7 protein-coding genes are annotated in these 6,438 nt (G+C 47.8%); 4 read left to right on the forward strand and 3 right to left on the reverse strand.

Going from position 1 to position 6,438, the window contains the following annotated elements; genetic code table 11:
- Nucleotides 1–19 precede the first annotated feature (19 nt).
- Complete coding sequence (locus FFM80_RS08330) at nt 20–1,054, forward strand: WxLIP family cell surface protein (RefSeq protein ID WP_137640361.1); 1,035 nt, start codon at nt 20–22, stop codon at nt 1,052–1,054.
- 16 nt (nt 1,055–1,070) lie between these two features.
- Complete coding sequence (locus FFM80_RS08335; protein ID WP_137640362.1) at nt 1,071–2,543, forward strand: Ig-like domain-containing protein; 1,473 nt, start codon at nt 1,071–1,073, stop codon at nt 2,541–2,543.
- A gap of 87 nt (nt 2,544–2,630) precedes the next feature.
- On the opposite strand, the gene FFM80_RS14485 is transcribed toward FFM80_RS08335, so the two are convergent.
- The 3 genes from FFM80_RS14485 to FFM80_RS08345 form a co-directional block, all read right to left on the reverse strand.
- Entirely contained in the window at nt 2,631–2,780 is a 150-nt protein-coding gene (locus FFM80_RS14485) for a hypothetical protein (protein ID WP_171001060.1), read from the reverse strand.
- Between the two features lie 2 nt (nt 2,781–2,782).
- Nucleotides 2,783–3,763, reverse strand: coding sequence for an MDR/zinc-dependent alcohol dehydrogenase-like family protein (locus tag FFM80_RS08340; RefSeq protein ID WP_137640363.1), 981 nt, complete (start codon nt 3,761–3,763; stop codon nt 2,783–2,785).
- Between the two features lie 76 nt (nt 3,764–3,839).
- Nucleotides 3,840–4,658 (reverse strand): helix-turn-helix transcriptional regulator, encoded by an 819-nt coding sequence (locus FFM80_RS08345; protein WP_137640364.1) that lies wholly within the window; start codon nt 4,656–4,658, stop codon nt 3,840–3,842.
- Between the two features lie 344 nt (nt 4,659–5,002).
- On the opposite strand from FFM80_RS08345, the gene FFM80_RS08350 reads away from it, so the two are divergent.
- Nucleotides 5,003–5,668 (forward strand): histidine phosphatase family protein, encoded by a 666-nt coding sequence (locus FFM80_RS08350; RefSeq protein ID WP_137640365.1) that lies wholly within the window; start codon nt 5,003–5,005, stop codon nt 5,666–5,668.
- 13 nt (nt 5,669–5,681) lie between these two features.
- Complete coding sequence (locus FFM80_RS08355) at nt 5,682–6,359, forward strand: tetratricopeptide repeat protein (RefSeq protein WP_137640366.1); 678 nt, start codon at nt 5,682–5,684, stop codon at nt 6,357–6,359.
- Nucleotides 6,360–6,438 lie beyond the last annotated feature (79 nt).

Raw genomic sequence — 6,438 nt, forward strand, 5'->3', positions numbered from 1 at the left:
AGTGCTGGGGGGGCTCATAATGAAATGTAGACGGTTCAAATGGGGGTTGTTCGGGTTAGTCGTTTTACTGGGGTTGTTCGGTGGTTGGCATGGGATTGCCCACGCGACGACCAGCAAACCAACCAACTTTACAGCCGTACCTTTATTACCTAAAAATCAATTGACCAAGCAAGCGGACTATTATGATTTGCATGTGACACCGGGGACGACCCAAGTTTTAAAACTGGCGGTCAGTAATCCGGGGTCAACGTCGCGAACCTTAAAAGTAATTCCGATTAATGCGACAACGGCGGATGCCGGCAATGCGGTCTACATCCCATCCAATCGCACCGATGCGTCGGCCCAGACAACGTTTACTAAAATGACGACGCCCGCAGTGACGATCACTTTGGCGCCCCATCAAGGTAAAACGGTGACTTTTCGGACGAAGATTCCGAGTGGCGGCTTTCGTGGTCAAGTATTAGGCGGGTTATTTGTAACGGATGTTAAAGCAACGGTACCCAAACCGCAAAAGCACTCTCAGAATTTTCGGCTAGATAATCGCTATGCCGAAGTGACCGCCGTTTCATTGTGGTGTCATCCTAAGCAAGTGATGCCGATTCACTTAAAGTTAGCCGCGGTTAAGGTCGGCCTGCAAGGCGATCAGCCAATGGTCTTTGCCAAAATTCGTAATCTGACGCCGTTGTTATTTGGCGAACTAAAGATTAAGGCCCGCGTCATTCAAGATCAGACTGGTAAGCAAGTGACCACGCAAACGTTAAAAGCCGGTTCGATGGCGCCCAATAGTTGGTTTAATTATGGGGTCACTTTAGGAAGTAAGACGTTAGCGGCAGGTCGTTATACGTTAAAGTTGCATCTGACAAGCGGTAAGCGCACTTGGAATTTTAATCAGCACTTTCGGTTATCAGCGCAACGGACTCGCGAACACAATACGACCGTTAAAGCGGTTAAACAGCCGGTTAATTGGTGGTTGTGGATTATTCTCGCCATCTTAGCGTTGCTGTTGTTGATTACCGGGGCTTATTGGCTCGGCAAACGGCGCACGCGTTCATAGTGAGGAGGTGCTGGCAATGTGCAGACAACCGCAAATTTGGCGGTTCAAGTTATTGTTAGCGGTGCTGGTTTTACTAGGTTGGAGTGGCTATGCCATTTGCGGCCAAGCAGCTACTAGTGCGCCACAACCAGCTAGTTCTACACCCAGTTCGGTACTAGGCCTGAACCTGTCCGGTGGCTTTACCCAACAACCGATTGATTCCAACCAAGTTGCTGGTCAAACGGTTACGCTTTCGGCGACTGCAACCCGGAGCGCACTAGAAGCGGTGACCAATCCGTTTGGTAGTCGGAAGTATGTTTGGTGGGAGTCAACTGACGATGGCCAGACTTATAGCCAAGTGGGATCCAACAGTTCAACTTATAGCTTTACGGCGCCAAGTGTGACTAAGCCAACACCGTTATTATTCCAAGTAGAGTATGATTTTACTGGGATTGGGTTATTCTCAAATGATTGGTCACGGATTGCGACGGTCACGATCACGCCAGGCCGGATTCCAGCCACTGGAATTAAGGTTAGTGCGGATACGACCTCATTAAATAATAGTGAGAGTACGATGGTTTACGCTGACTTATCACCGGCGGATGCGACTGATCCCGTGACCTGGAAGAGTAGTGATACGTCGTTAGCCACGGTTGATAGCTATGGTGATGTGACGGCAACTGCGGCTGCTAGTGATACTAGTGGTACTGCGGATGATCATGGGACGGTCACGATTACTGGGACGGTTAATGGTTACAGTGATAGTGTCAAGATCACGATTGGGTCGTTGCAAAACGTGACGGTGCAAGAAGGCACGGCAGCCACGTTTACGCTGGCTGATGTGCCAAGTGGCATGACTGTCAAAAACTGGTACCGTGTCAAGGATGGGACCAGCACGGCCCTAAATTCGACGGCAAGTAGTTATACCATCAGTAGTCCAACGAACGCGACCGACGATCAGACGTCCTACTACGCTGCACTGAACTATACCGTGAATGGTAGTGTTAAAACGGTTACCACGAATGCAGCTTTGCTGACGGTGACGAAGGGCGGCAATCTGACCTTAACGGCGGTACCAAACTTCAACTTTGGGTCCGTTGACCTGAAGACCCTTAGCGAAGGGACCACGTTAGCGACAACGGATACGGCCATCGATGGCGGCCCGGCTTATGATGGTAATAATGAAGGAACATTAAGTGTAACGGACGATCGTACCGTGGGTGGCAGTTGGCAATTGTCCGCTAGTCTTGCCCCCTTTGGGTCGACCAGCGGCAGTGATAGTGGTAAATTAGGCACGGCGCAACTTGAGTTAGATGATCCGAATGCCCGGTTAGACCAGCTGATTACCGCCAATAATACGGAAACACCAATTTATACGCAGAGTGGTTACGAAAGTCAAAGCTTTGATGTAACGGCCAGCAAGCTAGAACTTGCAGCTAGTCCACTAGCAAGTGCAACGAATTATCAAAGCACTTTGACGTGGACTTTAGCCGTGGTACCAACTAATTAGGTCGTGATCACCAAGCGACCGCCAGCAAGGTAAATTATTGCTGGCGGTCGTTTTTTGGTTTAATTTGTTAGTGATTACAGGCTTAAGTTAGTGGCCGTGGTCATGTTGCCTAAACAACCAGACTAAGCCGCCCAAAACGAGGGCAATCAAAACGGCCCGTACACCCCAAATCAGCACCCAGAGTGTTAAAAAATATGAAAGCAACTGTGACCAATTCGTCATTAATGTTAGCAGCATGGTTAACGCACCTCCTGATGATAAGTTAGCAAGATGCGGCCGGCTGAATGGTGGTCTAACAAGTGATGTTGCGCCGTTTTGACAGCGGTAAACGGGTGTTGTTCTTGAATAACAGCCGTTAATTTTTGCTGGGCCAACTGACGGAGCAACCATTGGTAGTCATTAGGCATGATTGCACCGCTAATAAACGTGAAAGCTTGTTGCGAGCGAGGGCGATAATGTGGTTGTGCTAACGACCAGATGCGGATTGGCCCCAAATATGGGGTGAGTCGATCTAGCAGCGTTGTCGCGCCCGCTAAATCAATGACTTGAGTGACGGGCGTTAGTGAGTTGGCTTGATCGATCAAGGGTCGATCATAGTCAATGATTTGTTCAGCACCCAGCTGAGCCAGTAAGTCGTGGCGACTGGTGTGACCGACTGCGACAGTATGGACGCCAAATAAGTGGGCCAGCTGAATCAAGTAAGTCCCAACGCTACCACTAGCGCCGGTTATCAGTGCCGTGTCACCTGTTTGAAGCCGACTTTTTTTAAAAGCAAAGTAAGCGGCATCGGCACCACCGATAAGCGTCGTCGCTGCTGCCAGTGAGACGCCTTGTGGTACTCGAAACAGTAAGGGCGGTAACGTTGACAGCAGCTGCTCTTGGTGGCTGCCGGATGGTTGAATTCCGATTACTGGTTGATTTAACAATGATGGCTGTCGTAACCGGCCGACTTCCCGAACGATGCCACCGAAGCCGTAGCCAAGGACCATGGGTAACTTAACGGGGCGAATTTGCTGGAGCTGCCCAGTTTCAGTTAGGATATCATAGGGCATTACGGGCGTGTAACGCGTTTCGATACGCACGGCTAATGGGTTGAGCTTAGGTACAGGTCGAGTCGTTAGTTGTAGATCATCAATACCTTGGTAGCTCTGCTGCTGAATAGCCTGAATTGACCCATGTGGCTTAGTGGGGGCTGGTGTTTGAAAATGATTAGCGGACATAAAAAAGACCTCCTAAGATTGGATGGTCTTACTTTAAGTGATTAACATGATTTTTAAAAATCAGTATACTGATAGTTCAAAAAGCCTTGGGTACTTTTTCGTGGAAGAGATCGGTTAAAAACTGTTGTTTGTGAGTGGCAGTAGTGGCCTCATCAGCATGTCCGGTTCGTGTCGCTAGCTCCGCTAATAGTCGATAACTGTTGGCTAACATATAGTGCGAGTTATGGGCAGTAATAAAAGTGATGCCGGCTTGGAGCCGGTTAGCAGCGAGTTGGTCGTCAGATAAGAAGTAGGCCGTTAGCGCGGCTAGATAAAAAATAATATTTAGATTTTCTTCATAAGAACTTTGGTCAATGTTGGCTAGCGCTTGATCAATCAACTGATTGGCACGACGTTGATGATGTTGCTTGGCTGCAACGGTAGCCAGCGATGCCATTGCAAGGCGTGTCAACAGTGTTAAGTGCCGTGATTCAGTCATTGTCATGGCGAAGGTGAGGTTTTGGGTGGCTGCCGTTAATTGAGAGTCGACATGGAGTTGGGCGACGCCGAGATAGTAGTAATAGGCTTGGGTTTGTTGGGCCGTGGTCACCATGGCTAGTGTTGCGGGATCAGTTAGAAATTGTTGCAGGTCTTGATAACGGTGTTGATTACAGAGTTGTTGCATCTGGGTGTTTAATGAGTCGCTGTTGCTGATGGTAAAGTCGTCCGCGAGACTAATCGCCTCCAGTGAAATATCGAGTCGCCGACAAAGTGCGAGGAGTAGCTTAGCATTCGGTGTGTAGTGATCGTTTTCAATAGCAGATAACATCGATTGCGCACAGAGGCCCGTAGCGATTGCTTTTTGTGACCGGCCTAGCTGGCGACGAGCTTGTTTGAGGGTAGTCCCGAGTGACATGGTTAGTGGCCTCCTTGAAGTGTACATAAGTTTAATTTACTTGGTTTAGTTGGAAAAGGCTAGGTTAAATTGCAAAATAGATTATTTTAAATCACCAGCGTTGACCCACTTGGTGTTCGGTCAACTTGCTAATTAGTTGCGAACAGGTTGGCATTTTGGAGCCATGCTACGCGCTTCGAAACTGAGCTTGATCTAAGGTCGAGAAACCCACGCGTCCTAAACGTGTGGTTAACATAATTCTAATTTATCAAAGCTGATTGTCACTTTTGAAAACTGGCGTTAAAACGGTATAATAAGAAGTAAACTTTAAGGGCCGTTAGTGGCCGGAATGAGGAAGAAATCTTTTGACAAAACTGCTGTTTGTACGCCACGGAAAAACTGAATGGAACTTAGAGGGCCGCTATCAGGGCTCACAGGGGGACTCACCGTTATTGCCCGCTAGCTATGATGAAATTCATCAATTAGCAGCGGCGTTACGCGATATCCACTTTAGTCATGTGTATGCCAGTCCGTTGAAGCGGGCCCGCGATACAGCGATGACGTTACGGCAAGGATTACCCCAGGCTGATTTGGCAGTGACGATTTTGAGTCGTTTGCGAGAATTTAACTTGGGTAAAATGGAAGGTATGAAGTTTACCGATGTTGAAGCCCAGTATCCAACTGAGTTTGCCAACTTTCGGAATCATCCAGACCAATATGATCCGACGGCGATTAATGGGGAGAGCTTCCCGCAATTATTAAAACGGATGCTGCCAGCGATTGATCAAATCGTTGCTGCTAATCCACGACGTGAGGATAATGTGATTATTGTTAGCCATGGGGCGGCGTTGAATGCGCTAGTGAATACCTTGTTAGGGGCTTCTTTGGCAACCTTACGTGATCGTGGCGGCCTATCGAATACGAGTACGACGATTTTAGAGACTCGTGATCGGGGGAAGAGTTACAAGTTATTATTGTGGAATGATACGTCATACTTATCACGTCGACCAGATCCAACTGATACGATTTAAGGAGGGTAATCAGATGAGTCAACCAAAATCCAGTCAACCGACGAAAGCCCAACAACAAGCGCTGGTTCATCAACTTGTGACGACGATTGATGCGCATCCAGATGATTATCAAGCGTATTATGACTTGGTTGTCTTGTTAACAGCCGGTCAAGATTATGAGCAAGCTGAAGCATTAGCCATGAAAGCTTTGGGGCGGTTTGAAACGAATGGACGCGCTTATGATTTACTGACGTATGCATTAGGCAATGTCTATTACCAAGCTGAAGCGTATGATCGTGCCATCAGTTGTTACCAAAAAATCAAGGATACTAAGTTGCAGACGGATGCCTATCTGATGATGGCCCAAGCTTTAATGGCTAAGAAAGACTATCAACACGCGTTGGTGTGGGCCGTGACCGCGCAAGAGCAACGGCCTAACGCGGCTGACGTGAATTTGTTGGTAGCAGACATACTACTTGCATTAGGCAATAACCAACAGGCATACGACTTTTATCAAAAAGCTATTCAACAAGATCCCCAGCAAGGTGCGGCCTATTTTAACGCTGGTTTGACAGCCATGGTCATTGGCAAACCGTACGCCGGTTTATTTGCCAAGGCCAAACAAGTCGATGCGACTTATTATGAGCAGCATCAACAACAATTAAGTGATATTGAAGCCATGTTAGCTGATCAAAAAGATCATCAACAATAAGGAAAGCATTGTGGTATTAAGTCAAGGAAGGATGATGGCGAAGCTTAATAGAAATCAGCGCTTTGAAGGTATACTTCCC

It is taken from the genome of Lactiplantibacillus dongliensis (assembly GCF_005405105.1).
Classification (GTDB): domain Bacteria; phylum Bacillota; class Bacilli; order Lactobacillales; family Lactobacillaceae; genus Lactiplantibacillus; species Lactiplantibacillus dongliensis.